Below are 25,364 nucleotides of genomic sequence, written 5' to 3'. Positions count from 1 at the left end.
CCATGACGGCATCCGACCGACGCATCAGCAGGCGCGGCGTGCTCGCCGCCGCCACCGCGGCCCTCGCCGTCCCCGCGCTGCGCCTCCCCGCCGCCTCGGCGGCCGACCGGACGGACCGCCACGAGATGCTCGTGGTGGAGCAGTTGGAGTCCGTCGCGCACCCGCTGCGCTCCACCGCTCCGGGCGGTCGCAGCACCGACCTGGCGGCGCTCGGCGACCTGATCGGCGACTCGCTGGTGGTGGGCCTCGGCGAAGCCACCCACGGCTCCCACGAGTTCTTCGCCCTCAAGCACCGGGTCTTCCGGTACCTGGTCGAGGAGCGCGGCTTCACCACCTTCGCCCTGGAGGCGAGTTGGACCGCCGGCCTGGAGATCGACGAGTTCCTCCAGGGCGGCGGGGGCGACGCCCGCCGGGTCGCCGACCGCACCCTCGCCGGATCGCCGTGGCACCGCGAGGAGTTCGCCGACCTGATCGCCTGGATGCGCGACCACAACCGCCGCCACCCCGGCCGCCCCGTCCACTTCCTCGGCGACGACCTCGGCCTGCCCGGCCTCGGCGACCGCGTCTTCCGGCGCGTCCTCGACCTGGTCCGCCCCGGCCACCCCGAGGAGGCGGCCCGGCTGACCGACCTGTACGCGCCGCTGCGTCCGCTGGACGACGCCCTCGGCTACCTCGGACGGCCGCTCGCCGAACGCCTCGCGAACGCGGAACTCGCCCGAAGGGCCTTCGAGTCGGCCTCCTCGACGGGCGAGCCGTGGGCCGAGCAGCACGCCCGCGTCATCGCCGACACCTTCGCCTTCCTCACCATGGACTCCGGCGACCCTACGACGGTCGCCGCCGCCGAGCAGCTCCGCGACCGCGCCATGGCGCACAACGTCCTGTGGTGGCAGCGGCGGACCGGCCACCGCATCCTGCTCTCCGCGCACAACGGCCATGCCGGCTACGCCTCCACCATGCCGGAGCTCTATCCGTTCCCGCAGGGCGCCCAGCTGCGCCAGGCGCTCGGCTCGCGCTACACCGCGATCGGCACCACCTTCGACCGGGGCGCGTTCCTCACCACCGCGGACGGCGCGGGCGGCGCGTGGCGTCCCGTCGGCGTTCCGGCCGCCGCGCCGGGCAGCGTCGAGCACACCCTCGACCAGGTCCGCCACCGCGACTACTACGTCCCGCTGCACGGGCTGCCCGGCGCCGCACGCGGCTGGCTGGCGACCCCGCGCCCCACATACGACGCCGGGACCACGTTCACGACACCGCTGCCGGAACTCGCCGTCGGCGCGGCCTACGACGTCCTGGTCCACCTGCACGAGGTGACGGCCGCACGGGAGTTGACGCTCTGACGCTCTGACGCGGTGGCGGCCGGGTCAGCCGGCGGCGGCGGTGCGCAGGTGGTCGAGGACCAGCGGGTCGATGCGGCCCTCGACCAGGCGGCCTTCGAGGTTCTCCACGCCGGCCCAGCGGTCCAGGTCGTCGTAGCCGAGCGCGGCGAGCAGGGCGCCGACCTCGTCGGCGAGTTCGCCGTCCAGCGGGAGCAGCGTGGCCGGGTCGGGGGTGCCGTGCAGGACCTCGTGCAGGGCGAGCAGGCGGCGCAGTTCGCCGACCGGGTCGGCGTGGTCCTCGACGCGCAGGTCGTGCGAGGTGTCGCCCCAGCCGCCGACGCCCTTGCCGGGCTCGACCACGTACAGGGCGGCGCTCTGGCGGCCCCGGGAGTCGCCGCCGGCCGCGTCGCCCGCCGCGAGGGCGGTCAGCAGCCGTTCGGCGAAGGGGAGTTCGGCGGAGGCCAGCCAGGCGGCCTCGATGTCGGCGACCACCTCGGGGCCGGTGAGGATGTTGCCCTGGATCGCGTAGTCCGGGCCGGCCACGCCGCCCGCCCAGGGCAGGCACTCCTCGCCGGTCCAGCTGACGGCGCTCTCGGGGCCGACCACGCCGAGCTGGCGGTGCACCCGCCCGTCGTCGGCGGCGAGCAGCGCGGCGACGGTGTCCGCGGGCGAGGCGCCGCTGCGGAGCATGGCCAGGCCCTGCGGGCGGTAGGCGAGGTTGGCCCAGGCCTGGGTGGCGAGGGCGCCGATGCCGGTCTCGGCGGCCGGAACCAGGGCGCCGACGGCGAGGAACTTGCTGGCCACGGCCACGCCATAGGCGTTGCCGTGCCGAGCGACGATGGAGAAGGTCACGACGGGCGACGATAGCTGCGCAGGAACGTTTCGTCCACGGTGGGTCCGAGTTCGGCACACTCCGTCAAGTTCGGTGGCGGGTGCCGGTCTCGTCCCCGGCACCCGCCGTCCGTCGGCCGCGGCGACGGGTCAGAGGTCGAACTTGGCGCGCTTGTCGGCCGGCACCAGGTCGACGTACTCGGGGTGCTTGGCGATCCAGCCCCGGATGAACGGGCAGTACGGCAGGACGGCCAGGCCGCGCTCGCGCGCCGTGTCGAGGACGCTGCGGGCCAGCTTGCCGCCCAGGCCCTGGCCCTCGAAGGCCGGGTCGATGACGGTGTGGACGAAGGCGATCCGCCCGCCGTCGCGGAGCTGGTACTCGGCGAATCCGGCCAACCCGGCGTCCGTGGTGATCTCGAAGCGGGACTGCTCGGTGTTGTCGGTGACCTGGGGTTCCATGGCGCACTGCTCCTGGTTGTCGGGGCTGTCGGTTCGCAAGATACGGGCTCGGCGGCCCGTCAGTGTGCTCGTAGCGCAGCGAGTTGTTGCTCGAAGGGCACAACCTGCTCGACCTGCCGGTTCTCGGCGGGCCGCCCGGCCAGCAGGGCCGCGAGTTCGCGGGCGGCGCGGTCGATCCGGCCGGCCAGCGAGCCGTCGGCGCCGTTCGCACCCCAGTCCTCGGAGGCGGCGAAGACCGCGGTGGGGACGACCACCGCCCGCAGGTGGGCGAAGAGCGGGCGCATCGCGTGTTCGAGGGCGAGGCTGTGCCGGGCGGTGCCGCCGGTGGCCGCGATCAGCACCGGGGTGCCGGTCAGCGCGTCCTTGTCGAGGACGTCGACGAAGGACTTGAACAGGCCGCTGTACGAGGCGGAGAAGATCGGCGTGACGGCGATCAGGCCGTCCGCCTCCTCGACCGCCCGGACGGCGTCGCGCAGCGCGGGCGGCGGGAAGCCGGTGACCAGGTTGTCGGCGATGTCCCGGGCGAGTTCCCGCAGTTCGACCACCCGGAGGTCCACCTCCCGTCCGGCGTCGCCCAGTTCGCGGGCGGCGGCGCCGGCCAGGCGGTCGGCGAGCAGTCGGGTGGAGGACGGGACGGACAGACCGGCCGTCACCACGACCAGTTTCAGCGCGCTCACTCGGCGGCCTCCTGCTCCTTCTCGCGCGCCGTCACCAGCGCGGCGTGGGTGGGCCCGTCGGGGACCTCGACCGGGCGGTTCTTCGCGAACTCCTTGCGCAGCACCGGGACGACCTCCTCGCCGAGCAGGTCGAGCTGCTCCAGGACGGTCTTCAGCGGCAGGCCGGCGTGGTCCATCAGGAACAGCTGGCGCTGGTAGTCGCCGAAGGTCTCGCGGAAGGCCAGGGTCTTCTCGACGACCTCCTGCGGGCTGCCGACGGTCAGCGGGGTCTGCTCGGTGAACTCCTCCAGCGAGGGCCCGTGCCCGTAGACGGGGGCGTTGTCGAAGTACGGGCGGAACTCCCGGACGGCGTCCTGCGAGTTCTTGCGCATGAACACCTGCCCGCCGAGGCCGACGATCGCCTGCTCGGGGGTGCCGTGGCCGTAGTGGGCGTAGCGCTCCCGGTAGAGGTCGACCAGGCGCTGGAAGTGCTCCTTGGGCCAGAAGATGTTGTTGGCGAAGAAGCCGTCACCGTAGTAGGCGGCCTGTTCGGCGATCTCGGGGCTGCGGATGGAGCCGTGCCAGACGAACGGCGGGGTGTCGTCGAGCGGGCGCGGGGTGGAGGTGAAGGACTGCAGCGGGGTGCGGAAGCGGCCCTGCCAGTCGACGTTCTCCTCGCGCCAGAGCTGGTGCAGCAGCGCGTAGTTCTCGACGGCGAGCGGGATGCCCTGGCGGATGTCCTTGCCGAACCACGGGTAGACCGGGCCGGTGTTGCCGCGGCCCATCATCACGTCCACCCGGCCGCCCGCGAGGTGCTGGAGCATCGCGAAGTCCTCGGCGATCTTCACCGGGTCGTTGGTGGTGATCAGCGTGGTGGAGGTGGAGAGGATCAACTTCTCGGTGCGGGCCGCGATGTAGCCGAGCATGGTGGTCGGCGAGGACGGCACGAACGGCGGGTTGTGGTGCTCGCCGGTGGCGAACACGTCGAGGCCGACCTCCTCGGCCTTGAGCGCGATGGCGACCATCGCCTTGATCCGCTCGTGCTCGCTGGGGGTCCGACCGGTGGTGGGGTCGGTGGTCACGTCGCCGACGCTGAAAATGCCGAACTGCACCGCGCTCAACTCCTTCTCGGTTGATTCAACATTCAACCACTCGGTGCAACCGGACGCCACTCCGACCTATTCCCGCCAGCCTTCCGCCCGGACTGACCGAAACGCCGACACTCTCGGCAGTCGATCGGGCACGCAGAGTTGACTGATGGTCAGACATTCCGCTTACCTGATGCACGCCTTCGGGTGCGGACCGTCACCTCCGCGCCCCGGCCTCCTCCCTGCCCGCCTCCTCCACCGGAGTGTCCGTGCGCCTGCGCCAGTTCCTCGCCCCGCTCGTCGCCGCCGTCGCCCTGTTCGCCACCGCCGCGCCCACCGCGGCCGCCGCGACCCCGACCGAGCTGCGGATCGGCCTCACCACCGAGTGCTCCGTCGACTTCCGGCACGGCGACTCCCGGCTCGGCCCCGACCAGTTGCCCAACGCCGGCCCGGTCGGCCGCCAACTGATCGGCTACTTCCGCACCGGCCTGCTCGGCGAGCAGCAGTTCCTGGCCACCTACTACGACAGCGCGGCCGGCAGCTGGAAGTACCCGCCGTCCAACGGCTACCTGCTGCTGCCCGACGGCACCCCGATCGAGAGCGACACCACCCTCCAGCCCGGCCAGGCCATCGACCGCTACGGCAGCGAGTACGGCTCCTTCCTCGCTCCCGAGGGCCTGCCGTACGCCACCCGCTCGATCCCCCCGTCCAGCCTGGACGGCAACCCGGCGGCGGGCTGCAACTACCACGACTACCGGGTGCTCAAGGCGTTCACCGTGCACTCCGGGCCGATCGCCCCGTGGTTCGGGCAGCCCGGCCTCGGACTCCAGTACCAGCTGGACGCCGCGCTGGTGCCGGGCGCGCCGAGCCGGATCAACGTCGGCTGGCTGGTCGACAACGGCTACCTGGCCCGGCTGGTCTGACGCCCCGTCACTTTCCTTCCAGCGCCTGGTCCAGCCAGGCCAGCCAGAACGACTCCAGCTGGATTCCCGCCTGCAGCACCACGTGCTGCAGGCGGTTCTCCGTCTCCGCCCGCTCCGGCGGGAAGTCCCGCGCCTCGATCTCCAGGTACTCGGCCAACTGCGCCCGGTGCAGCTCCCGGTGGCGCGCCAGCTCCTCCTCCAGGCCGTCCACGCCGAGCACCGCCGCGGCGCGCAGCCGCAGCAGCAGCGGGTCCCGGATCGGCTTCGGGTCCTGCGCCCGCCCGACCCACTCGCGCAGCTGCGCCCGCCCGGCCGGCAGCACCTCGTACTCCTTGCGCTGCCCGCGCCCGGCCCCCGGCCCCGAGGCCCGCACCAGCCCCTCGCGCTCCAGCCGCCCCAGCTCCCGGTAGATCTGCTGGTGCGTCGCCGACCAGAAGAACCCGATCGACCGGTCGAACCGCCGGGTCAACTCCAGCCCCGAGGACGGCTTCTCCAGCAGGGCGGTGAGGATCGCGTGCGGCAGTGACATGCGGCGATCGTACGGGCCGTGGCCCGGACGGCGGCCCGCCGACCGCGGAACGCGGGCCGCCGCACCGAGGCGGCCCGCCCGATGGAAGCCTCCGACTCGCCCTTTCCGTACGGGAGTTGACGGTGCGCCGGTGCGGTCCGGGGTCTTGTGCCGCCCCGCCGGGTGGCGAATACTCCCGGGTAGCGCTTGTCAGGGGCAGATCAGAAACAGGGCCGGGAGTCGACCGGCCCGCGATCGCGCCTGCCCGCGCCTCACGGCCCGTCGGTTGACCGGGCCTCCCCCACACCCCAGGAGGAGAACTGTGAGGACCATGCGCACCACCCCCACGTCGCCGTCCCGCGCCCGCGGCCGGGTGCTGGCGGTCGCCGCCGCGCTCGCCGCGGCGACCGCCCTCGCGGCGCCGAGCGCCGGAGCGGCCGCACCGGTGGCCGACGCCACCGCGCTCGCCCAGGTCAGCGCCTCGGTCGAGCAGACCGGCGTCAACGGCATCGCCTGGCACACCGACCCGGCCACCGGCCAGGTCGTCGTGACGGCGGACAGCAGCGTCACCCCGGCTGCGCTCGCCGAGCTCACCAAGGCCGCCGGGTCGAAGGCCGCCCACCTGAGGATCGAGCGCACCGCCGGCACCTTCAACCCGCTGCTGTCCGCGGGCGCGGCCATCTACGGCGGCGGCTACCGGTGCTCGCTGGGCTTCAACGTGGTCAAGGGCGGCGTCTACTACTTCCTGACCGCCGGGCACTGCGGCAACATCGCGAGCACCTGGTACAGCAACTCCGGCCAGACCTCCACGGTCGGCACCACCGTCAGCTCCAGCTTCCCGGGCACCGACTACGCGCTGGTGAAGTACAGCAGCACCTCGGCCAGCCACCCGGGCGGCTACACGGCGGCCAGCGCGTACGTCGGCGAGTCCGTCAAGCGCACCGGCTCCACCACCGGCACCCACGGCGGCACCGTCACCGCGCTGAACTCCACCGTCCGCTACTCCGACGGCAGCACGGTGCGCGGCCTGATCCAGACCAACGTCTGCGCGGAGGGCGGCGACTCCGGCGGCCCGCTGTACGACGGCAGCAAGGCCATCGGCCTGACCTCCGGCGGCAGCGGCGACTGCACCAGCGGCGGCACCACCTTCTTCCAGCCGGTCACCGCGGCCGCCGCCGCGTACGGCGTCTCGCTCTACTGATCGCACGCCCGTGGCCCCCTCGGACCGGGCCGGTCCGAGGGGGCCACGGGCACGGCTTCCCTTCGCGGCGGAGAACGGTAGACTCGGCCGCTGCGAAGGGGAGTAGCCCCGCAAACCGGTCGTCGACATGCTGGAGCCCGTTGCCGGGTTCCCGGTGGCCGGGCCCGCCGTCGGCGACGGTGGCGGGTGGGCGAGACCTTCGGCCCATGTGTCGACGACTGTGCGCGTCGGCGGGGCCGAAGTCGTGCTGCCCCCGTGTCGCTCGCCTTTCGGACGCCCGTCGGCGCAGGAAGGCCTGACGAGTTCCGTGATCCATTTCGTTCTGCTCATCGTGTGCGCGGTGGCGATCTACCTCTCCTGCGAGTGGTTCGTCAACGCGGTGGAGTGGTTGGGCGAGCGCCTCAACGTCGGAAAGATGGCGGTCGGCACGATCCTGGCCGCGTTCGGCACCGCGCTGCCCGAATCGGTGGTCACCCTGGTCGCCGTGACCACCGGCGGCACCGAAGAGGCGAAGAACATCGGCGTCGGCGCCGCCATGGGCGGCCCCCTCGCGCTGGCCACCGTCGCCTACGGCATCACCGGCGTGGCGCTGCTCGTCAAGCGTCGTCGCGACCGCGCCGCCGCCCTGGCCACCGGCGCCGCGCTCGTGCCGGCCTCGGTGGCGCTCGGCACCGAGAAGGACATGCGGCGCCTGGCCAAGGACCAGAAGTGGTTCCTGCCGATCTTCTTCGTGAAGGTCTCGCTCGGCCTGGTCGCCTTCGCCTTCAAGCCGACCCTCGGCGTCCTGTTCTTCGCCGCGTACGCCGCCTACTTCTGGCGCGAGATCCGGGCGAGCCGCGCCGACGAGGCGGCCGGCGACGAGGACGACGAGGAGGAGGAGCTGGAGGCGCTGAAGATCCAGCCGAAGAAGGCCTCGCCCGACACCTGGGCGGTCGTCGCCCAGACCCTGGCCACCCTCGTGGTGATCTTCTTCGCCGCACACTATTTCGTCGCCCAGCTCGACGTCATCGGCCCGATGCTCGGCCTGTCCGCGACCGTGACCGCGCTGCTGCTGTCCCCGATAGCGACCGAGCTGCCCGAGATCATGAACGCGATCATCTGGGTCCGCCAGGGCAAGGTGAAGCTGGCGCTCGCCAACGTCTCCGGCTCGATGATGATCCAGGCCACCGTCCCCAGCGGCATCGGCCTGCTGTTCACCAAGTGGCACTTCGACGGCCCCCTGCTGTGGTCCGGCCTCGTGACCATGGCCGCGATCGTCTACCTGCTGCTCACCATGCGCGCCCACCGCCTCACCCCCGCCCGACTCGCCGTCGCCGCCGGCTTCTACGCGGTCTTCGCCGTCGGCCTGGTCCCCCTGCTCGCCTGACCCGCCCGGCCGGTCCGCCCCCGATCCACGGCGGACCGGCCCGGGCTTCTCCTGACCGAGTGCGCTGTGTCAGCGTGTGCGGCATGAACAGTGATCACCCACGCGACGCGGCGCTGGCTCAGGCGGTGCAGCTGCGCGAGCAGGGTCGCGCCGAGCAGGCCCGGACCCGGTTGCTGCTCCTGACCGAGCGCTACCCGGACGATGCCGAGATCGCCTACCAGACCGCCTGGGCACACGACGTGCTCGAACTGGAGGCCGAGGCCGTCCCCTTCTACGAACGCGCCCTGAGTACTGCGGGCCTGACCGACGAGGACCGCCACGGCGCGTTCCTCGGCCTGGGAAGCACCTACCGGGTACTGGGCCGGTACGAGCAGGCCGTACGAACCCTGGGCCGCGCACTGGAGGAGTTCCCGGACGATCCCGCCCTCCAGGCCTTCCTGGCCATGGCGCTGTACAACCGCGGCGAGGGCCGCGAGGCCGTTCGCCTGCTCCTGAAGACACTCGCCGCCACCAGCGGCGACCGGCGCGTACAGGACTACCGGCGGGCGATCGAGCACTACGCCGACGACCTGGACGGTGTTCAGCAGCAAGGGGAGTAGAGCCGCCCGCCCGAGCCGGCTCGCCCGAGCCGGTCCACCCGGATCCGCGACGGACCGGCCCTGTCGGCGGAGCCCGCCGGCGTGCGCGGCATGGGGATCCACCTGGTGAGCGCGGACGTCGAGGAGTGGTTCGGCGGGGCGGTCGCGGCCGCCCTCGACGAGGAGTTGGCGCGGCGGGGCCTGCCGCAGCTGCCGCCAGCTGCTTCGGTCGCGTCGTTCGCGTCGTTCGCGTCGTTCGAGGAGAAGGTGCTGCCGCCGATGGACACCTTCGGCGCACTGTGCCGCGAGGTGCTCACGCCCGAGGAGGCAGCGGGGCTGCTCGACTGGACCGAGCTGGTGCCGGTGCCGTTCGACGGTGTCATCGAGCTTCCGGTCCCGTCGACGTACGGCGACCGGGCGGTGGTCTTCTCGGCCCACCGGCTGCTGCCGCTCGCGGAGCGGCTGGCGGCGGTCCTGGAACTGCCCAAGGACCTTCGCGGCAGCGGCTTCCGGACCATGGAAGTGTCCAGTTGGTTCCTGGACATCGCGGGGGAACCGGACGCGCTCGCCGGTCGGACGGGGCGCTGGACGCGGGATCTGCCCGCCGCCTTCTACGCCGCGATGTACCTGCGGGCGGCCCAGTACTGCCTGCGACAGGGCCGCCCGCTCACCTACTGCTGACGCGACAGCAGGGTGTGGACCTGGCGGGGCTTGAGCTCGCACTCGTCGAACACGACCGCCTCGGCGCACTCGTGGGCCACGGGCGGCGAACGCGCCCTGGAACGCCTGACCGGGCCGGCCGCCTGATCCTGGAACGCCCGACCGACGACCCGGCCCGCTGACCGCCCCTGCGCGCCGGACACCGACCCTGCGCGCCGAGCCGCCCGCCCCGGAACGCCCGGTGGGCCGGAACGCGGTCGCGTCCCGGCCCACTCGTCTCCCTACTGCTGACGTCTGCTCAGAGCGCCGCCGCCAGGCGGGTGCCCTGGTCGATGGCGCGCTTGGCGTCGAGTTCGGCGGCCAGGTCGGCGCCGCCGATCAGGTGGGGCTCGACGCCGCGGGCGCGGAGGGCGTCGACGAGCTCGCGACGGGGTTCCTGGCCGGCGCACAGGACGACGGTGTCGACGGGGAGGGTCTGCTCGTCGCCGTCCACGACGACGTGCAGGCCGGCGTCGTCGATGCGGCGGTACTCGACGCCCGGGACCATCACCACGCCGCGGTGGCGCAGTTCGGTGCGGTGGATCCAGCCGGTGGTCTTGCCGAGGCCGGCGCCGACCTTGCCGGTCTTGCGCTGGAGCAGGTGGACGGTGCGCGGGACGGCCGGGCGCTCGGGGGTGGCGAGGCCGCCGGGGGTGGTGTGTTCGGCGTCGACGCCCCACTTGGCGAGGAAGTCGGAGTCGGCGCCCGGGTCGGTGAGGTACTCGGCGACGTCGAAGCCGATGCCGCCCGCACCGATCACGGCCACCCGGTCGCCGACCTTCGCGCCGTCGCGGAGCACGTCCAGGTAGCCGAGCACGCTCGGGTGGTCGATGCCCTCGATCTCGGGGACGCGCGGGGTGACGCCGGTGGCGAGCACGACCTCGTCCCAGCCGGTCAGGGCGTCCGCGTCGGCGAGCGTGTTCAGGCGCAACTCGACGCCGGTGCGGGCGAGTTCGTACCGGTAGTAGCGCAGCGTCTCGTCGAACTCCTGCTTGCCGGGGACCCGGCGGGCGACGTTCAGCTGGCCGCCGATCTCGCTCGCGGCGTCGAACAGGATGACCTGGTGGCCCCGGTCGGCGGCGGAGACGGCGAACGCGAGGCCGGCCGGGCCGGCGCCGACCACGGCGATCCGCTTGCGCAGCCGGGTGGGGGCGAGGACGAGTTCGGTCTCGTGGCAGGCGCGCGGGTTGACCAGGCAGGAGGTGATCTTCGCGCTGAAGGTGTGGTCCAGGCAGGCCTGGTTGCAGCCGATGCAGGTGTTGATCGCCTCGGGGGTGCCGGCGGCGGCCTTGTTGACGAAGGCGGCGTCGGCGAGCATCGGGCGGGCCAGCGAGACCAGGTCGGCGTGGCCGGTGGCGAGCAGGTCCTCGGCGAGTTCCGGGGTGTTGATGCGGTTGGTGGTGACCAGCGGGATGCCGACCTTGCCCATCAGCTTCTTGGTGACCCAGGCGAACGCGCCGCGCGGCACCGAGGTGGCGATGGTGGGGATGCGGGCCTCGTGCCAGCCGATGCCGGTGTTGATGATGGTGGCGCCGGCCGCCTCGATCTCGCCGGCGAGCCGCACCACCTCCTCGAAGGTGGAGCCGCCGGGCACCAGGTCGAGCATGGACAGCCGGTAGACGACGATGAAGTCCGCGCCGACCCGCTCGCGCACCCGGCGCACGATCTCGATCGGGAAGCGCATCCGGTTCTCGTACGAGCCGCCCCAGCCGTCGGTGCGGTGGTTCGTCTGCCGGGCGATGAACTCGTTGATCAGGTAGCCCTCGGAGCCCATGATCTCCACGCCGTCGTACCCGGCGGAGCGGGCGAGTTCGGCGCAGCGCGCGAAGTCCTCGATGGTCTGCTCGATCTGCTCCTCGGTCAGCTCGTGCGGGACGAACGGGCTGATCGGGGCCTGCAGCGCGGACGGGGCGACCAGGTCCTGGTGGTACGCGTAGCGGCCGAAGTGCAGGATCTGCAGCGCGATCCGGCCGCCCTCGGCGTGCACGGCGTCGGTGATCACCCGGTGCTCGGCGGCCTCCTGCTCGGTGGTGAGCTTGGCGCCGCCCGACCACGGCCGTCCGGCCTCGTTCGGGGCGATGCCGCCGGTGACGATCAGGCCGACGCCGCCGCGGGCGCGCTCGGCGTAGAACGCGGCCATCCGCTCGAAGCCGCCCTCGGCCTCCTCCAGGCCGACGTGCATGGAACCCATCACCACCCGGTTCGGCAGGGTGGTGAAGCCCAGGTCGAGCGGGGCCAGCAGGTGGGGGTACGCAGCAGTCATCGACGCCTCCGGTCAGGATTTGTTACCCAACGGTAGGGGCCGTCCGGCCGACTCTGCAACTAGTTGCACAAACGCGGGCGCGGGCCCGGGCGGGCGATAGGCTCGGGCCATGAGTACGGACGAGGCGAGCGTACGGATCGACAGCTGGATCTGGGCCATCCGGCTGATCAAGACCCGCTCCGCGGCGGGCGCGGCCTGCCGGGCCGGGCACGTGAAGGTGAACGGGGCCACCGCCAAGCCCGCCCAGCACGTCAAGGCGGGCGACGACGTCCGGGTGCGGATCGAGGGCCGCGAGCGGATCGTCCAGGTGGTCCGGCCGATCGCCAAACGCGTCGGCGCCCCCGTCGCGGAGACCTGCTACGTGGACCACAGCCCCCCGCCGCCGCCCCGCGCCGAACGGCCCGCCGACATCGGCCTGCGCGACCGCGGCGCCGGCCGGCCCACCAAGCGCGACCGCCGCGACCTGGAGAAGCTCCGCGACGGCTACCGGCCCTACTTCTGAGCAGTCGTCAGGAGCCCTGAGCCCGTTCCTTCGCGACCCGCACCTGCTCGGCGAACTCCTCGGCGGTGATCCGCTCCACCGGGGCCCCGTACTTCGCGGCCAGTTCGTCGGCGGGTGCGCTGTCGTGCTCGACCACGTCCATCACCAGCAGCGCCCGCCCGTTGTCCACCCGCGACGACAGCACGATCAGGCCCGCGCCGCCGTCGGTCATCTCGGTCTGCTCGGCCGCGTTGCCGATCGCCGCGCCCGCCGCGAAGCCCAGCAGCGCCCCGATCGGCCCGCCGAGCAGCCCGACCAGCCCGCCCACCAGTCCGGAGCCGATGGTCGGCACGCCCGCACCGCGGATGTGGCTCTCCGGAATGTCGACGATCCCCTCGTCGCTGCGCTCCAGCACCGCGACCTGCCGCACCCCCGGCAGGTGCATCGCGTCCTCGTACGCCCGCCGGCACGCCTCCCGGTCGGTGAAGCCGAGCAGCAGCACGTTGTGGTGGTGGTCGCTCATCGCAGTCCCCTTCGCCGACCGGTCGCCGTCCGCCCCGTCCGGGCGCGGACCCGCCCATCCTGCCCCGCGGGGCCTGTGTCGCGCCCGTCCGGCACGCCCGTCCGCGTGGCCGCGTGTCCGCGTGTCCGCGGCACACCGGGCTGTCACTGCGGCCGCCCGGTCTCTGCGCATCGGCCGAGGAGGGGGACATGGGTTTCAGCGGGGAGTTCGTCCTGGCTCGAAGTGAACAGCCGCTCGGCGGGCCGGCCGCGATCGCGGCCGGCTGCGCGGAGGGCCGCTCGGACTGCGCGACCGAGTGCCTGCCGCGCCCCGGCGGCCGGCAGACCCCGCAGATCCACCACGGCCTCCCGGGCGACTCGCTCCGGCCGTTCCGGCAGCTCGCGGACTCCACCGGCGCCCCGGTCCCGATCGCGCGCGTCATGGACAGCGACGTGTGCGAGGTCGTCGGCCTGACGCCGTCCGGGACGCGGTGGTCGAGCTTCCCGGCCCCGCCACGGCGGCCGAGTACGGGATCCCCGAACCGCCGCCGGGCGCCGCCGAGCACATCACCCGGTGGGCCGCCGAGGCCGGCTGCACCGCCGACCCGGTCGCGCTCGCGGAGGTTCTGGCCAAGCGGGCGCACTCGCTCGTCGACGATCTGATCTTCGACTTGATCGACGCGTGCGGGTTCCCGCCGAGCGTCCCCGCCGGGGCGCCCGCCTCCGCCTGACCACGGCCGGCCACGACGGAGTCGGCTCCCGCGGGCGGCGATAATGGTCGCCATGGCCCGCCGACGCACCCCCTCCTCCGCCTCCGCCGCTCCGACCGGCTGCCCGTGCGGGCTGCCCGCCGCGTACGCCGACTGCTGCGGGCGGCTGCACCGCGGCGAGGCCGCCGCGGGCAGCGCCGAGCAGCTGATGCGCTCCCGGTTCAGCGCCTTCGCGGTGCGCGACGAGCCGTACCTGCTGCGGTCCTGGCACCCGGACACCCGGCCCGCCTCCGTCGACTTCGACCCGTCGCTGCGGTGGGAGCGCCTGGAGATCCTCGGCGCCACCGACGGCGGGCCGTTCCACCAGGACGGCACGGTCGAGTTCCGCGCCCACTACCGCGAGCGCGGCCGGGCCGGCTCGCTGCACGAGAACAGCCGCTTCGTCCGCCACCAGGGCGAGTGGGTGTACCTGGACGGCGTCATCCAGCCCTGAGCAGGCGGTACTTGAGGCCGAGCAGCGCCCCGCCCGGGCCGCGCGGCAGCAACAGGCTGACATCGGTGCGGTCCTGCGCGCCGAACCGGTACTTGTACGGCTCGTCGCCGCGCAGGAAGTCGAAGACCCGCACGCCCTCGGCCGCGCAGCTGCGCACCGCCGCGTCGATCAGTGCGGTGCCCAGCGATTCGGCGGCCCACCGCTGGTCCCAGCCGATCTGGTAGTAGGCGAACCGGTCGGCCCACCGGAAGCCGTACAGCACGCCGATCAACTCGCCCTGGTGACGGGCGAGTTGAAAGGCCGGCCCGGATCCGGGCCGGGCGGTCTCCAGCAGCGCCCGGTGCAGCGGCAGCCGGCTCGCGTCGAAGCTGCTGACGCCGCCGGCGGCGGCCTGGCGGCGCAGCCGGTGCAGACGCAGCAGCTCGTCCAGCACGCCGGGCGGGGCGGCCGTGGGCGGCGCCCAGTGGAAGGTGACCCCGGCCGCCGCCAGCCGGCGGTGGGCGCGCCGGTTGGCGGCCCGGAAGTCGCGCGAGCCGAGCCGGTCGGGCCCGACGGTGAGGTCGAGCCGCGGGCAGGCGGTGCGGGCGACGGGGCGGGCACCGGGCGGCAGCAGGTCGTGGTGCGCCTGGTCCAGCGCGGGCAACCACAGGGTGCGGCGGCGCGCCCGGGCGGCGAGCCAGGCGGCCACCTCGTCGCGCCGGTGCGGCCGGACGGCGGGCCCGCAGTGGTCGGCGGCGCCGGGCCCCGCCCCGAGCAGGGTCACCGCCGACACTCCGAACGGCACCCGGTGGTGCAGCCGCAACCGGCCGCGGGCCAACGGCAGCACCGCCTCCACCCGTCCGTCCGGGCCGCGCCACACGGCGATCTCGCCCCGCTGCCCGGCGCCGAGCGTGCGCCACCAGGCCAGCACCCAGTCCGGCCCGGCGAACCACGACCCGTCCGGATCGTCGGCGATCAACTGCCGCCATCCGTCGACGAGTTCGCCGTCCAGCCGATCCGTCCGCACGATCTCCACGGCACACCCCCGGTCCTCGGCGCTCATCCCCATTCCCTTCAACGCCCCTTCAACGCCCCCCGCGCAGGCGGTGCACCGCCGGGTGGAGGCCCGACAGGATGGTGTCGAAGCGGTGGCGGCCGGTGTGCGAGTTGACACGCAGCCGGCTGATCCGCAGGCGCTCCGCGGGGACGAGCGCGGTGTGGCGGTGGTCGAAGAGGAACGCGGTGCGGTAGCCGAGGATGCGCAGCACCGTCTCGGCGCGCGGGTCGTGGTTGCCGTTGGGGTAGGCGAAGGTGGTCGGCGGGTGCCCCAGCCAGGCGGTCAACCGGTCGTGGGCCTCGACCAGTTGGGCGTCGAGGTGGTCGTCGTCGCAGCGGTCGAGGCAGGGGTGGGAAGCGGTGTGGTTGCCGACGGTGAGGCCGCCGTCGGTCAGCGTGCGCAGTTCGGCGGCGGTCAACTGCCGCTGCCGGGGCGCCTGCCGCCCGGCAGTGGCGCGCAACTCGGCGAGGGCGTGCAGCCGTTCGCCGTCCGGCAGGGTCTTCAGGCGGTGGACGGCGGCGGCGGAGGGGAGGCCGCGCAGGGCCCCGGTGTGGCCGCCGCGGCGGATCAGCTGGGTGGCCTCGGTCCACCAGTACGGGTGGTCGGTGTCGATCAGGTCGGTGATGACGTACGCGGCGGCGGGGATGCGCAGTCGGGCGAGGATCGGCAGGGCGTGGGTGAGGACGGTGGGGTCGCCGTCGTCGAAGGTGACCAGCACGCTGCGGGGCGGCAGCGGGCGGTGGTGCTCGGCGGCGTGGGCGACCTGGTCGGGGCCGACCGGGTGGGCGGTGCGAGCCAGGTGCTCCATCTGGGCGCGGAACGCGGCGGGGTCGTCGATGCCGTGGTAAGCGAGGACGGCGAGGCGGCGGGCGGCGCGGGCCCGGAAGGCGGGCTGGAGCGGGGAGTGCCGCAGGAGCGCGTCGAGGGTCCGGCGCCGGGCGGCGCGGTCCGTGGTCGGCATGGTTCCCCCCATGGGCCGGTGGCACGGACGGGCACCTGGGGCCTGCGGCCCGCGGTGCCCGTCGGAGTCAGATCATCAGCGTCCCATGCGCGGGTAATGGCTGTCCCAAGTTCCTGGAAGCTTCCTGGGAGCGGGCCGGGAGCGGGCGGCGTCCGAGGGCCCGCCACCTGTCCGGATCGCACCGCTTTGCGGCTCATATAACGGATTGACATAGTTCTGGGAGACTGCTGCCCGTCCGCCCATGGGAGTGCCCTCACTATGACCATGCCCGGCTTCGGCTCGCTCGGCTCCAACGACGCCTTCTCCGAACTGCTGAATCGCTTCTTCGGCCTGAATCCGGCCGCTTCCCCGCCCGCCGTCCAGCGGGTCCCGATCGGGCGGCTGCTCACCGAGTCCACCCGGGACCTGATCGGCCGGGCCGAGCTGCGCGCCCAGGAGGACGGCAGCACCGACCTCGACACCCCGCACCTGCTGTGGGCGGCGACCCTGACGGACCCGGCGCGCTCGCTGCTCGCCCAGGCCGGCGCCGACCCCGACAAGCTCGCCGTCACCATCGAACGGTCGCTGCCGGCCGGCGAGGCGGACCCGTCCGCGGAGCCCGGCCTGACCCCGGCCGCCAAGCGGGTGCTGATCGGCGCGCACGCCCGTTCGCAGGCCGCCGGCGTCTCGTACATCGGGCCGGAGCACATCCTGGCCGCCCTGCTGGACGACCCGGACTCGGCGGCCGGCCGCCTGCTGGCCGCGCACGGCGCCGACGCCTCCCGCATGCGGCGCGGGGCGGAGGCGGCCGCGGCCCGCGGCGAGCGGGGCATCCCGGCCAAGGAGGAGAGCAGGACGCCGACCCTGGACGAGTACGGCCGCGACCTGACCGAGGACGCCAAGCTCGGCAAGCTGGACCCGGTGGTCGGCCGGGCCGAGGAGATCGAGCAGACCATCGAGATCCTCTCCCGCCGCTCCAAGAACAACCCGGTGCTGATCGGCGAGCCCGGCGTCGGCAAGACCGCCATCGTCGAGGGCCTCGCCCAGCGGGTGATCGCCGGTGACGTCCCCACCACGCTGAAGGACCGCCGGGTGGTCTCCCTGGACCTGTCGGGCCTGGTCGCGGGCTCCAAGTACCGCGGCGAGTTCGAGGAGCGGCTGAAGAACGTCATCGACGAGGTCCGGGAGGCCGCCGACTCGACCATCCTGTTCATCGACGAGCTGCACACCGTGGTCGGCGCGGGCGCCGGCGGCGAGGGCGCGATGGACGCCGGCAACATGCTCAAGCCGGCCCTGGCCCGCGGCGAGCTGCACGTGATCGGCGCGACCACCATCGACGAGTACCGCAAGCACATCGAGAAGGACGCGGCCCTGGAGCGCCGGTTCCAGCCGGTGCTGATCCCCGAGCCGTCCGTCGAGGAGACCGTGCAGATCCTGGAGGGCCTGCGCGACTCCTACGAGGCCCACCACCAGGTCCGGTTCACCGACGACGCGCTGCGCGCCGCCGCCGACCTGTCCGACCGGTACGTGTCCGACCGCTTCCTGCCCGACAAGGCCATCGACCTGATGGACCAGGCCGGCGCCCGGGTCCGGCTGCGGGGCCTGGGCCGCTCCACCGAGGTGATCGGCCGGGAGGACGAGCTCGCCAAGCTGCGCCGTGAGAAGGACGAGGCGGTCGCCGCCGAGGACTTCGCCCGCGCCTCCGGGCTGAAGGACCGGATCGCCGACCTGGAGTCGCAGAGCGCCGAGATCGAGGAGCGCCGCGAGGGCGTCGTCTCGGTCACCGTCGACGACATCGCCGACGTGCTCTCCCGGCAGACCGGCATCCCGGTCGCCCAGCTCACCGAGGACGAGAAGGCCCGGCTGCTCAAGCTGGAGGAGGAGCTCCACAACCGGGTGATCGGCCAGGACAAGGCGGTGGTCGCGGTCTCCGAGGCGGTCCGCCGCAGCCGGGCCGGCATGGCCGACCCGAACCGCCCGGTCGGCTCGTTCCTGTTCCTCGGCCCGACCGGCGTCGGCAAGACCGAACTCGCCAAGGCCCTGGCCGAGTTGATCTTCGGCGACGAGGACCGGCTGGTGCGCTTCGACATGAGCGAGTTCCAGGAGAAGCACACCGTCTCCCGGCTGGTGGGCGCCCCGCCCGGCTACGTCGGCTACGAGGAGGCGGGGCAGCTCACCGAGGCGGTCCGCCGCCGCCCGTACAGCGTGCTGCTGTTCGACGAGGTCGAGAAGGCCCACCCCGACGTGTTCAACGCGCTGCTCCAGGTCCTCGACGACGGGCGGCTGACGGACGCCCAGGGCCGCACCGTCGACTTCCGCAACACGGTGGTCATCATGACCTCCAACATCGGCTCGCAGCTGATCCTCTCCCACCGCGGCGAGACCGACGAGATCCGCGACCGGCTGATGGCCGAACTCCGCGGCCGCTTCCTGCCGGAGTTCCTCAACCGGATCGACGACATCATCGTCTTCGACGCGCTCGGCGAGTACGACCTGCTGCGGATCGTCGACCTGATGCTCGCCAACTCCGAACGGCGGGTGAAGGCGCAGGGCCTCCACCTCGACGTCACCGAGGCGGCGAAGCAGTGGCTGGTCGACCGCGGCCACCAGCCCGAGTTCGGCGCCCGGCCGCTGCGCCGCACCATCCAGACCCAGCTGGACAACCGGCTCGCCACCATGCTGCTCTCCGGCGACCTGCAGCCCGGCGACACCATCGTCGCGGACGCCCAGGACGGCGAACTGGTCTGCTCGATCGGCCGCCCGGACGCCGCCTGAGGCCTGCGGCGCCGATCGGCCGCACCGCCACGGCCGGATCCGCCCCGGGAGCCGCTCCCGGGGCGGATCCGCGCGTCATCCGGAGGTGGCGCGGGCGGCCCAGTCCGCGAGGGCCGTCCGGTTCGGCTGGCCGGCCTTCTCCAGCAGGCTGGCCACGTGCTTCTCCACCGTCCGCGGCGAGATGCTCAGCCGGGCGGCGATCTCCTGGTTGCCGAGCCGCTGGGCGACCAGCAGCACCACCTCGTACTCCCGCACCGTCACCCGCCGTCCGCGCAGCGGCTCCGGGACCTGCTCGGTGCCGGTGCGCCGCTGCGGGACGCTGGCCCCCGCCTCCCGCAGCAGACGGCGGCAGGCCGCTCCGACGGCCGGCACTCCGGCGCGGTGGAAGTACTCCTCAGCGCTGCGCAGCCATCCCACCGGCTCGCCCCAGCCGTCGGCGAGCGCGGCCTCCGCGACCAGCCGCAGCCCCAGGTGGCGGGCCATCGCGAACGGGCGGGCGGCCCGGGCGGCCTCCTCGACCGCCTCGGCGGCGGGCCCCGGCTGCCCGGCCCGGCCCAGGTGGACGGCGTGCGCGAGCCGTTCGAACTGCCGGTTCCAGGCCAGCGCGGAGGCGTGGTCGGCGGCCGTTCGGGCGTGCTCCTCCGCGGACCCGGTGCCGGCCAGCGCGCGCAGCAGCGGGTGCAGGCCGTGCGCGCCGTTCAGGTAGAAGACGGACGGGTGCCGGGCCTCCCAACGGCGAGCCCGGTCGAACTCGGCGAGGGCCAGCGCCCGGTCCTCCTCCAGCAGGGCGCACACCGCCCGGCAGTTGCCGTGCGCCAGCGGCAGCTGCAGCGAGTCGGCGCCGTCCCAGCGGTCGAACTCGGCCAGCACGTCGGTCATTTCGGCCCGGCGGCCCTGGTGGGCGGCCACCATCGCCCGGGTCAGCAGCAGGAACTGGTGGTGGTCGACGTTGCGCAGCCGGGCGCTGGCCTCCAGGCCCTGGTCGGTGAGCGTCCGGGCCCGGGCGTAGTCGCCGCGCAGCACGGCGTGCATGGCGAGCGTCGCCTCGGCCGCGCGGACCAGGTCGAGCGCCCCCAGGTCGAGTGCGGCCCGGTGCGCCCGCTCCAGCTGGACGGACTCCCCGATCCGCATGAACTCGTTGACGCCGAGCCGTAGTTGGGCGTCGACCTGCCAGCTGGGGAGGCGGTGCCGGACGGCCAGGTCGAGCAGTCGGCGCAGGCAGCCGTCGGCCCGGTCGAAGCCGTGCCGACGCTCCAGCAGGGCGAGCAACTGCCAGGCCTGGCAGGCGACTTCGGGCAGTCCGGCGGCCTCCGCCCGTTCGGCGGCGCGGCGGGCCAGCCGCTCGGCGGCGGCGGTCCGCTTCTCGCCGTCCGGCACCCCGTCCGCATGCGCGGAGACGGCCTGCGCGGGGTCGGTCAGCGCCAGGTGGGCCTCCACCACCTCCAGCGCGCAGGTCCGCTCCGGGCCGGCCGCCGGGCCGAGCAGGGCGCGGACCAGGGCGGCCTGCTCGGCGGCGTCCCCGAGGCGGCCGGCGCTGACGGCGGCCCGGGCCAGCCGCAGGTGCAGGGCGGCGGTGCGGTCGTCGCCGAGCGCGGCCGGACCGCCCAGCGGCAGCGTCCGGGCGAGGTCGCGGGCCTGGTCGAACCGGCCGCTGTCGGCGAGGGCGTGCACCAGCCGCTCGCGGATCCCGCTCGCGGCGGCCGGGCCGGCGCCGCTCCCGCCGACCAGTTCCAGGGCGCGTTCCAGCAGGGCGACGGCGGACTCGGTCGCCCCGTCCTGCCGGGCCTCCTCGGCGGCCTCCGCGAACAGCCGGGCGGCGGCCTCCGGTTCGCCGGCGGCCTGCCGCAGCACGGCCACCAACTGCCGCCACTCGCCGGGCAGTCCGGGGTAGGCGCGTTCCACCTCCCCGGCCGCGCGGCGGGCGATCGCGGCCCGCTCGGCGGGCAGCAGGTCGGCCAGCAGCGCGTCCGCGACCAGCGCGTGCCGGAACTCGTACCGGTCCGCGACCGGGCCGCTGGGCGACAGCAGCCGGGCGTCGATCCCGGCCCGCAGGTGGATCAGCAGGCTGCGGTCGTCCAGCCCGGTGACCAGTTGCAGCACCGGCAGGGCGAAGCGCCGCCCCAGCACGGCGGCGACGTTGAGCATCTCCCGGCCCGCCGGGTCGATCCGGGCGGCGCGCTGCACCACGCTGCGCACCACCGTGGTCGGCACCTCGATGCCGAGGTCGCCGAACACCTCCCAGCCCCGTTCGGGGTCGCGGCGCAGCGCCCCGGCGGTGACCATGCCGCTGAGCAGCTCCTCGACCACGAACGGGTTTCCGCCGGCGTCCCTGGCCACCCGCTCGACCACGGCGGCGGGCAGCGCGCCGGGGGCGGCGGACAGGCAGGCGGCGGCGAGTTCGGCGGTCTGCGACTGGTCCAGCGGGTGCAGGTCGAGCCGTCGGGCCTGTCGGCGGGCGGCGGCGTCGAGGGCCAGGTCGAGTGCGGGGCCCGGGTGTTGGCGCAGCGTCGCGACCAGCAGGACGGGCAGGCCGTCGAGGTTGTCGATCACGTAGTCGAGCACGGCCAGGGTCTCCGCGTCCGCCTCGTGCAGGTCCTCGACGATCAGCAGGCAGCCGCGCGGCGGCCGGTCCGGCCCCTCCCGGCCGACCGCGCCGAGCAGCCGCAGCAGCGCCTCCGCGATGTCGGTCAACGAGGGCGGCGCGGCCGGGCGTTGCTCGCCCCGCCAGTCCGGGACCAGCGCCGCCAGCGCGGACCGGTACGGCGCGAGCGCCGGGTCCTGCGGCGGCCCGCTCACCCGGAACAGCGACAGCAGTGCTTCGGCGACCGGCCGGAACGGCACCGGCGCGCCCGCGCTGCTGCCCCGGCCGCGCAGCACCGCCATCCCGTCCGCGACCGCCCGGTAGGCGCAGTCGGCCGCCAGCCGGGTCTTGCCGATTCCCGCTTCGCCGCCGACGAACACCGCGCGCCCCTGCCCCCGGCGGGCGTCGATCAACCCGTCGAGCAGGACCCGCAGTTCCTCGGCGCGACCCACGACATAAGGCGAGGAGGTGAGCATTCCGGCAGGCTAGCCGCCGGTGCCGTCAACGGGCCATGGGGACGTTCGGGCGGTTCTCAGTCCTCGGTGAACGACAGGGAGGTGACGGTGTTCCAGGTGGTGGTGTCGTTGGTGTTGACGTCGATCGTGCTCAGGTCGGGCGCCGCCCACCCGCTCAGCACCAACGCCCGTCGCACGCGGGGCAGTTCGGCACAGCGCAGGGTCGGGGCGATCTCGCCCGCGGGGTGCGGGGCGCTCTCGTCGGCGCGGGCGTCGGGGTTCTTCCACTGGGCGACGAGGGTCGAGGCGGTCATGGCGGTCCTCCTGGTGGGGGGCGACGGAACGGGCGGACGGACGGTCAGGTGCGGGCCTGGCGCGGGTGCCGCGGGGGCTCCAGCAGCAGGACGCACGGCACCTCGGCCGGGTGGGCGAGGCGGAGCAGGGTGTGGCCGATGCCGGCCAGGCCGGTGAGCAGGGCCGGGGTGGGGATGGCCGCGGGGGTGGCGCAGCGCGGGCCGGAGTGGTCGAGCTCGCCGAGCAGGGCCGCGGCGCGGGTGGCGGCGTCGGTGGGGCGGCCGGTGAGCAGGAGTTCCAGGGTGGCGCTGTCGCCGTGCAGCAGGCTGTGGTCCGCGGCGGGTCCGGCCGGCGGCGACGGCGCTGCGGTGTCCGGGGTCCGGGCGGCCGCCAGGTTCGCTGCGGGGCTCAGCGGCCGGGCGGGTCCGGGGTCGGGCAGGTGGACGGCGCGGCCGGTGGCCGCGTAGCGGTGCAGGGCCCAGCGCCGGTGGGCGGCGCCGTCCGGGGTGGGGTCGGGGGTGGCGGCGAGCCGTTCGGCGCAGTGGTCGGCGGCGGCGGCCGCGGCCGGGTCGCCGGTGAGCCGGTGGACGGCGAGCAGCGCGGCCAGGCAGCCGGCGTCACCGGAGAGCAACTGCCGGTCCGGGTGCGGGTCTTCGGGCGGCGCGGTGCGGGCGGCCCGGGCGGTGAGCCGGACGGCCGTGCCGACCGATCCGCCGAGTGTGCCCGTGTCGTCGGGCAGCAGCGCGTCCAGTCGGGCCAGGCCGTAGGCGATGCCGCCGAGTCCGGTGAAGCCGCCCGCGCCGACGGCGTCCAGGTGGGCGGGGTCGGCGGCGAGCGCGTCGAGCAGGGCGGGCAGCGGCCGGACGGCGCGCCGGGCGGTCTCGGCGTAGCGGGCGGTGCCGGTGAGGGCGGCGAGCTGGGCGAGGAACAGCGCGGTGCCGAGGTAGCCGCCGTCGAGCGCCGCGCCCTGCGGCATCAGCGCCCACTGCCGGTCGGTGATCGGTTCCAGGGTCAGCCAGTTGACGCGCCGGCGGTCGCCGTGCGCGCGGGCGAGGATCCGGTCGGCGAGGTCGCAGGCGGCGGCGAGCAGCCGGTCGGGGTCGGGGGCGACGGGCGGGCGGGAGTGTCCGGCCGGGGCGGCCGGGGCGGCGCCCGGCCCGGCGGAGCGGGTGGCGAGCGCGGCCCGGACGATCCACTCCTGGTCGTACAGGTCGGTGCGGTCGAGCGCGGCGAGCCGCCGCCGGGTGCGGTCGAGCCCGCTGTCGGCGGGGGCGGGGCCGCAGGGGCGGCCGTCGGAGTGCAGGCGGCCGTCGCCGACGGCGGCGGTGAACAACGGGACGTCGCCGCGCCAGAGTTCGACGCGTTCGGCGGCGGCGAGCGGACGGCGCCGGGGGTCGTCGGCAGACTCCCGCCAGAGCAGGCCGAGCAGCCGGTCGCGGTCGAGGCCGTCGCGCAGGGCGTCGGGGTGGGTGGACTCCTCCAGCATCGTCGCGTACCGCCGGGTGGGGCGGGCCACGACGCGCACGGTGTCGGCGGCGAAGCTCTCCAACGGGCCTTCGGGGGCGCCGAGTCGGGGCGCGGTGTCGGCGAGCGCCCGGTAGCCGGCCCGGAATCCGGCGACCAGCGCCTCGGTGTACTCCTGCGGGTCGGCGTCCGTCCCGTCGAGCCGGGGGCGGTTGGCGGCGCGGCGCAGTCGGCCCTGTTCGCGCACCAGCCGCATCCGGTCGGTGCCGGCCTCCGCCCAGCCCGGCACGGAGGTGGGCAGCGGCGCGCCGTCGTCGCCGCCGAGCCCCGACACGTCGAGTGCGCCGTGTTCGCCGAGCAGCGGGAACGGCAGCAGCGAGATCCGGTGCACCGAGTCGGCGAGCACCCGCCGCGCCGGGTCGTCGCCCGGGGCCGGTCCCTGCTCGGGGTGGAACAGCGTCTCCAGGTCGACCAGGACGGGCTGGTCGGCGGCCGCGATCAGGTTCTCGTAGTGGATGTCGGTGCCGCCGAGCACGTGCAGCAGCGCGAGCTGCACGCCGAGCCGCCGGTAGAACCGCTCCACGCCGCGCCGGTCCGCGCACGGTGCGGCCTCGACGAACTCCAGCCAGCCGTAGCCGCCGCGGTCCAGCACGGCGAGCCTGCGCAGGGCCGCGTTCGGCACCGACTCGCCGAGCAGCCGCAGCAGGTCGTTCCAGTGCCGGTGGACGCCCAACGGGCGCGGCTTGTACACCGCGCGCCGCCCGTCGGCGAACTCCAGGACGGCGACCGCGCGGCCGCGGGCGTGCCGGTCGCCCGCGCCGGTCCGCGCCCTCACCAGCGGTCCGGGGTCCTCGCCGTCGAGCAACTCCCGTACCAGCGCCGCCCGGTCGGCGGTGAACCGGTCGGCCAGTTCGGCCCAGGCGGCCACCGCGTCCTCGCAGCAGTGCGCCAACAGGCGGGCCAGCACCGGGTATTCGGCGGCCAGCGCGGCCAGCCTCGGCCGCGTCCCGGCCTGCCGGACGAAGTCGCCGAACCGCTCCGCGCCGCTCTCGCCGCGCAGGGCGCCGCCGACCCGCGCCACGTTCAGCTCCAGCACCAGCGTGCGGCCGGCGGTCCGCACCAGCCGGGACGTCAGGCTGCGCTCGAAGTCCCGCTCCAGCTCGGCGAGTTCGGCCACGGGTTCGGCGGCCCGCCAGGCCGGCTCGGCCCGCAGGGCGGCCAGCGCGGTGGCGGTGAACGGGGCCAGCACGGCCGCGAACCCGTCCGCCCACGGCACCGGCCCGTCGGCCGCGACCGCCGCGAGGGGCGCAGCCGCCACCGCGCGCCGGACGAAGGCCGGCCAGCCGGGTTCGGCGACCCGCGCCGCCAGGCTGTCGGCCGACTCGGCCAGCAGCGCCCGCAGGCGGCCCCGGTCGGCGCCCAGGTCGGCCAGCCACTCGTCGAGCCGGCCGTCGAACTCCCGCTGCCAGGCGTCGAGTCGGGCCTCGTCGGCGTCCGCCGGGGCCGGCTGCACCAGCTGGACGGCGCCGCCGCGCAGCGCGGCGACGAACCCGGGGCGCGGCGGTCGCGGGGCGCCCGCTCCCCCGCCCGGTCCGGGCAGGCGCTCGGTCAGGCTCAACGCCGGTGCCCACCAGGCGCCGTCGCCGTGCTGGCCCCAGGTGGCTGTGGGATCCGTCATGGTGGCGAGCATGGCAGTCGGCGGGCCGGGCGACATGGGGGACGGCCCCCATATTCCCGCGACCGCCC

22 protein-coding genes are annotated in these 25,364 nt (G+C 74.7%); 10 read left to right on the top strand and 12 right to left on the bottom strand.

Annotated features, from left to right (window positions below; translation table 11 throughout):
- The first annotated feature begins 2 nt into the window (after positions 1 to 2).
- The gene (locus tag CG736_RS21000) at positions 3 to 1,337 is read left to right on the top strand and encodes an erythromycin esterase family protein (RefSeq protein ID WP_100587739.1); all 1,335 of its coding nucleotides are present in this window, start codon (positions 3 to 5) and stop codon (positions 1,335 to 1,337) included.
- 24 nt (positions 1,338 to 1,361) lie between these two features.
- On the opposite strand, the gene CG736_RS20995 is transcribed toward CG736_RS21000, so the two are convergent.
- The 4 genes from CG736_RS20995 to CG736_RS20980 form a co-directional block, all read right to left on the bottom strand.
- On the bottom strand, positions 1,362 to 2,168 hold the full coding sequence (locus CG736_RS20995) for a DUF1028 domain-containing protein (protein WP_100587738.1): 807 nt from the start codon (positions 2,166 to 2,168) through the stop codon (positions 1,362 to 1,364).
- A gap of 129 nt (positions 2,169 to 2,297) precedes the next feature.
- Complete coding sequence (locus CG736_RS20990) at positions 2,298 to 2,606, bottom strand: GNAT family N-acetyltransferase (RefSeq protein ID WP_043910909.1); 309 nt, start codon at positions 2,604 to 2,606, stop codon at positions 2,298 to 2,300.
- Between the two features lie 59 nt (positions 2,607 to 2,665).
- Positions 2,666 to 3,283, bottom strand: a complete 618-nt coding sequence (locus tag CG736_RS20985) for an FMN reductase (protein WP_198520568.1) — start codon at positions 3,281 to 3,283, stop codon at positions 2,666 to 2,668.
- Entirely contained in the window at positions 3,280 to 4,374 is a 1,095-nt protein-coding gene (locus CG736_RS20980) for an LLM class flavin-dependent oxidoreductase (protein WP_100587737.1), read from the bottom strand. Before CG736_RS20980 ends, CG736_RS20985 begins: the two co-directional genes overlap by 4 nt.
- A 245-nt stretch (positions 4,375 to 4,619) precedes the next feature.
- Here CG736_RS20980 and CG736_RS20975 point away from each other — a divergent pair, with 245 nt between their 5' ends.
- On the top strand, positions 4,620 to 5,273 hold the full coding sequence (locus CG736_RS20975) for a TNT domain-containing protein (RefSeq protein ID WP_198520567.1): 654 nt from the start codon (positions 4,620 to 4,622) through the stop codon (positions 5,271 to 5,273).
- A gap of 7 nt (positions 5,274 to 5,280) precedes the next feature.
- Here the strand turns inward: CG736_RS20975 and CG736_RS20970 are convergent, their stop codons facing one another.
- On the bottom strand, positions 5,281 to 5,802 hold the full coding sequence (locus CG736_RS20970) for a PadR family transcriptional regulator (RefSeq protein WP_100587736.1): 522 nt from the start codon (positions 5,800 to 5,802) through the stop codon (positions 5,281 to 5,283).
- A gap of 301 nt (positions 5,803 to 6,103) precedes the next feature.
- Here CG736_RS20970 and CG736_RS20965 point away from each other — a divergent pair, with 301 nt between their 5' ends.
- The 4 genes from CG736_RS20965 (at position 6,104) to CG736_RS20950 (ending at position 9,607) form a co-directional block, all read left to right on the top strand.
- Positions 6,104 to 6,982, top strand: coding sequence for a S1 family peptidase (locus CG736_RS20965; protein WP_369880231.1), 879 nt, complete (start codon positions 6,104 to 6,106; stop codon positions 6,980 to 6,982).
- A 307-nt stretch (positions 6,983 to 7,289) separates the two neighbouring features.
- Complete coding sequence (locus tag CG736_RS20960; RefSeq protein ID WP_100587734.1) at positions 7,290 to 8,348, top strand: sodium:calcium antiporter; 1,059 nt, start codon at positions 7,290 to 7,292, stop codon at positions 8,346 to 8,348.
- An 83-nt stretch (positions 8,349 to 8,431) separates the two neighbouring features.
- Complete coding sequence (locus CG736_RS20955; protein ID WP_100587733.1) at positions 8,432 to 8,947, top strand: tetratricopeptide repeat protein; 516 nt, start codon at positions 8,432 to 8,434, stop codon at positions 8,945 to 8,947.
- A 90-nt stretch (positions 8,948 to 9,037) separates the two neighbouring features.
- On the top strand, positions 9,038 to 9,607 hold the full coding sequence (locus tag CG736_RS20950) for a hypothetical protein (RefSeq protein WP_100587732.1): 570 nt from the start codon (positions 9,038 to 9,040) through the stop codon (positions 9,605 to 9,607).
- A 277-nt stretch (positions 9,608 to 9,884) separates the two neighbouring features.
- Here CG736_RS20950 and CG736_RS20945 read toward each other — a convergent pair whose 3' ends face one another.
- Entirely contained in the window at positions 9,885 to 11,888 is a 2,004-nt protein-coding gene (locus tag CG736_RS20945; protein ID WP_100587731.1) for an FAD-dependent oxidoreductase, read from the bottom strand.
- A gap of 109 nt (positions 11,889 to 11,997) precedes the next feature.
- On the opposite strand from CG736_RS20945, the gene CG736_RS20940 reads away from it, so the two are divergent.
- On the top strand, positions 11,998 to 12,390 hold the full coding sequence (locus CG736_RS20940) for an RNA-binding S4 domain-containing protein (protein ID WP_100587730.1): 393 nt from the start codon (positions 11,998 to 12,000) through the stop codon (positions 12,388 to 12,390).
- A 7-nt stretch (positions 12,391 to 12,397) separates the two neighbouring features.
- Here CG736_RS20940 and CG736_RS20935 read toward each other — a convergent pair whose 3' ends face one another.
- Entirely contained in the window at positions 12,398 to 12,892 is a 495-nt protein-coding gene (locus CG736_RS20935; protein WP_100587729.1) for a hypothetical protein, read from the bottom strand.
- 433 nt (positions 12,893 to 13,325) lie between these two features.
- Here CG736_RS20935 and CG736_RS20930 point away from each other — a divergent pair, with 433 nt between their 5' ends.
- Positions 13,326 to 13,601: a hypothetical protein gene (locus tag CG736_RS20930; RefSeq protein WP_157815675.1), complete on the top strand. Its 276-nt coding sequence runs from the start codon at positions 13,326 to 13,328 to the stop codon at positions 13,599 to 13,601.
- 52 nt (positions 13,602 to 13,653) lie between these two features.
- Positions 13,654 to 14,073 carry a YchJ family protein gene (locus CG736_RS20925; protein WP_100587894.1) on the top strand — a complete coding sequence of 140 codons (420 nt, stop codon included), beginning with the start codon at positions 13,654 to 13,656 and terminating at the stop codon, positions 14,071 to 14,073.
- On the opposite strand, the gene CG736_RS20920 is transcribed toward CG736_RS20925, so the two are convergent.
- Complete coding sequence (locus CG736_RS20920) at positions 14,060 to 15,115, bottom strand: GNAT family N-acetyltransferase (protein ID WP_157815674.1); 1,056 nt, start codon at positions 15,113 to 15,115, stop codon at positions 14,060 to 14,062. The two genes, CG736_RS20925 and CG736_RS20920, sit on opposite strands and share 14 nt — an antisense overlap.
- Before the next feature lie 22 nt (positions 15,116 to 15,137).
- On the bottom strand, positions 15,138 to 16,070 hold the full coding sequence (locus CG736_RS20915; RefSeq protein ID WP_100587726.1) for a polysaccharide deacetylase family protein: 933 nt from the start codon (positions 16,068 to 16,070) through the stop codon (positions 15,138 to 15,140).
- Between the two features lie 258 nt (positions 16,071 to 16,328).
- Here CG736_RS20915 and CG736_RS20910 point away from each other — a divergent pair, with 258 nt between their 5' ends.
- Entirely contained in the window at positions 16,329 to 18,824 is a 2,496-nt protein-coding gene (locus CG736_RS20910) for an ATP-dependent Clp protease ATP-binding subunit (protein ID WP_100587725.1), read from the top strand.
- 75 nt (positions 18,825 to 18,899) lie between these two features.
- On the opposite strand, the gene CG736_RS20905 is transcribed toward CG736_RS20910, so the two are convergent.
- From CG736_RS20905 to CG736_RS20895, 3 genes are read right to left on the bottom strand one after another with little or no spacing between them, the layout of a single operon-like run.
- Positions 18,900 to 21,881, bottom strand: coding sequence for a helix-turn-helix transcriptional regulator (locus CG736_RS20905; protein WP_100587724.1), 2,982 nt, complete (start codon positions 21,879 to 21,881; stop codon positions 18,900 to 18,902).
- A 56-nt stretch (positions 21,882 to 21,937) separates the two neighbouring features.
- Positions 21,938 to 22,174 (bottom strand): hypothetical protein, encoded by a 237-nt coding sequence (locus CG736_RS20900; RefSeq protein WP_100587723.1) that lies wholly within the window; start codon positions 22,172 to 22,174, stop codon positions 21,938 to 21,940.
- A gap of 44 nt (positions 22,175 to 22,218) precedes the next feature.
- Complete coding sequence (locus tag CG736_RS20895; protein ID WP_198520566.1) at positions 22,219 to 25,296, bottom strand: type 2 lanthipeptide synthetase LanM family protein; 3,078 nt, start codon at positions 25,294 to 25,296, stop codon at positions 22,219 to 22,221.
- Positions 25,297 to 25,364: the final 68 nt, after the last annotated feature.

This window comes from Kitasatospora sp. CB02891, from assembly GCF_002803145.1.
Taxonomy (GTDB): Bacteria; Actinomycetota; Actinomycetes; order Streptomycetales; family Streptomycetaceae; genus Kitasatospora; species Kitasatospora griseola.
This window is presented reverse-complemented; position numbering and strand designations above follow the sequence as displayed.

Bases quoted from the DNA above. Each gene is read 5' to 3' on its own strand.
- CG736_RS20935 (WP_100587729.1), bottom strand. From the start codon at position 12,892: ATGAGCGACCACCACCACAACGTGCTGCTGCTCGGCTTCACCGACCGG.
- CG736_RS20925 (WP_100587894.1), top strand. From the start codon at position 13,654: ATGGCCCGCCGACGCACCCCCTCCTCCGCCTCCGCCGCTCCGACCGGC.
- CG736_RS20945 (WP_100587731.1), bottom strand. From the start codon at position 11,888: ATGACTGCTGCGTACCCCCACCTGCTGGCCCCGCTCGACCTGGGCTTC.
- CG736_RS20970 (WP_100587736.1), bottom strand. From the start codon at position 5,802: ATGTCACTGCCGCACGCGATCCTCACCGCCCTGCTGGAGAAGCCGTCC.
- CG736_RS21000 (WP_100587739.1), top strand. From the start codon at position 3: ATGACGGCATCCGACCGACGCATCAGCAGGCGCGGCGTGCTCGCCGCC.
- CG736_RS20900 (WP_100587723.1), bottom strand. From the start codon at position 22,174: ATGACCGCCTCGACCCTCGTCGCCCAGTGGAAGAACCCCGACGCCCGC.
- CG736_RS20905 (WP_100587724.1), bottom strand. From the start codon at position 21,881: ATGCTCACCTCCTCGCCTTATGTCGTGGGTCGCGCCGAGGAACTGCGG.
- CG736_RS20940 (WP_100587730.1), top strand. From the start codon at position 11,998: ATGAGTACGGACGAGGCGAGCGTACGGATCGACAGCTGGATCTGGGCC.
- CG736_RS20955 (WP_100587733.1), top strand. From the start codon at position 8,432: ATGAACAGTGATCACCCACGCGACGCGGCGCTGGCTCAGGCGGTGCAG.
- CG736_RS20915 (WP_100587726.1), bottom strand. From the start codon at position 16,070: ATGCCGACCACGGACCGCGCCGCCCGGCGCCGGACCCTCGACGCGCTC.
- CG736_RS20990 (WP_043910909.1), bottom strand. From the start codon at position 2,606: ATGGAACCCCAGGTCACCGACAACACCGAGCAGTCCCGCTTCGAGATC.
- CG736_RS20910 (WP_100587725.1), top strand. From the start codon at position 16,329: ATGACCATGCCCGGCTTCGGCTCGCTCGGCTCCAACGACGCCTTCTCC.
- CG736_RS20895 (WP_198520566.1), bottom strand. From the start codon at position 25,296: ATGACGGATCCCACAGCCACCTGGGGCCAGCACGGCGACGGCGCCTGG.
- CG736_RS20920 (WP_157815674.1), bottom strand. From the start codon at position 15,115: ATGAGCGCCGAGGACCGGGGGTGTGCCGTGGAGATCGTGCGGACGGAT.
- CG736_RS20950 (WP_100587732.1), top strand. From the start codon at position 9,038: ATGGGGATCCACCTGGTGAGCGCGGACGTCGAGGAGTGGTTCGGCGGG.